The organism is Actinoplanes sp. TBRC 11911, assembly GCF_012933445.1.
Lineage (GTDB): Bacteria > Actinomycetota > Actinomycetes > Mycobacteriales > Micromonosporaceae > Actinoplanes.
In genome coordinates, this window is record NZ_JABBNC010000094.1 from 1 (window position 1) to 255 (window position 255).

The window sequence follows — 255 nt, forward strand, 5'->3', positions numbered from 1 at the left end:
TTGGTCAGCGTGGTCGCGACCTGCTATCTGCTGGGCGTCTCGACGCGCCGGATGGACAAGCTGGTGCAGTCGCTGGGGATCACATCGTTGTCGAAATCGCAGGTCTCGCGGATGGCCGCCGACCTCGACGCGCAGGTCGCGGCGTTTCGCACCCGCCCGCTGGGCGAGTCGGGGCCGTTCACGTTCGTGGCCGCCGACGCGCTGAGCATGAAGGTCCGCGAACACGGGCGGGTTGTCAACGCGGTCGTGCTCGTG

Annotated in this window: 1 protein-coding gene; it reads left to right on the forward strand. The window is 68.2% G+C overall.

The window, feature by feature from the left end; genetic code table 11:
• Nucleotides 1-255: transposase (locus HH310_RS43035; RefSeq protein WP_211193348.1), on the forward strand; the 255-nt coding region annotated here is incomplete at both ends.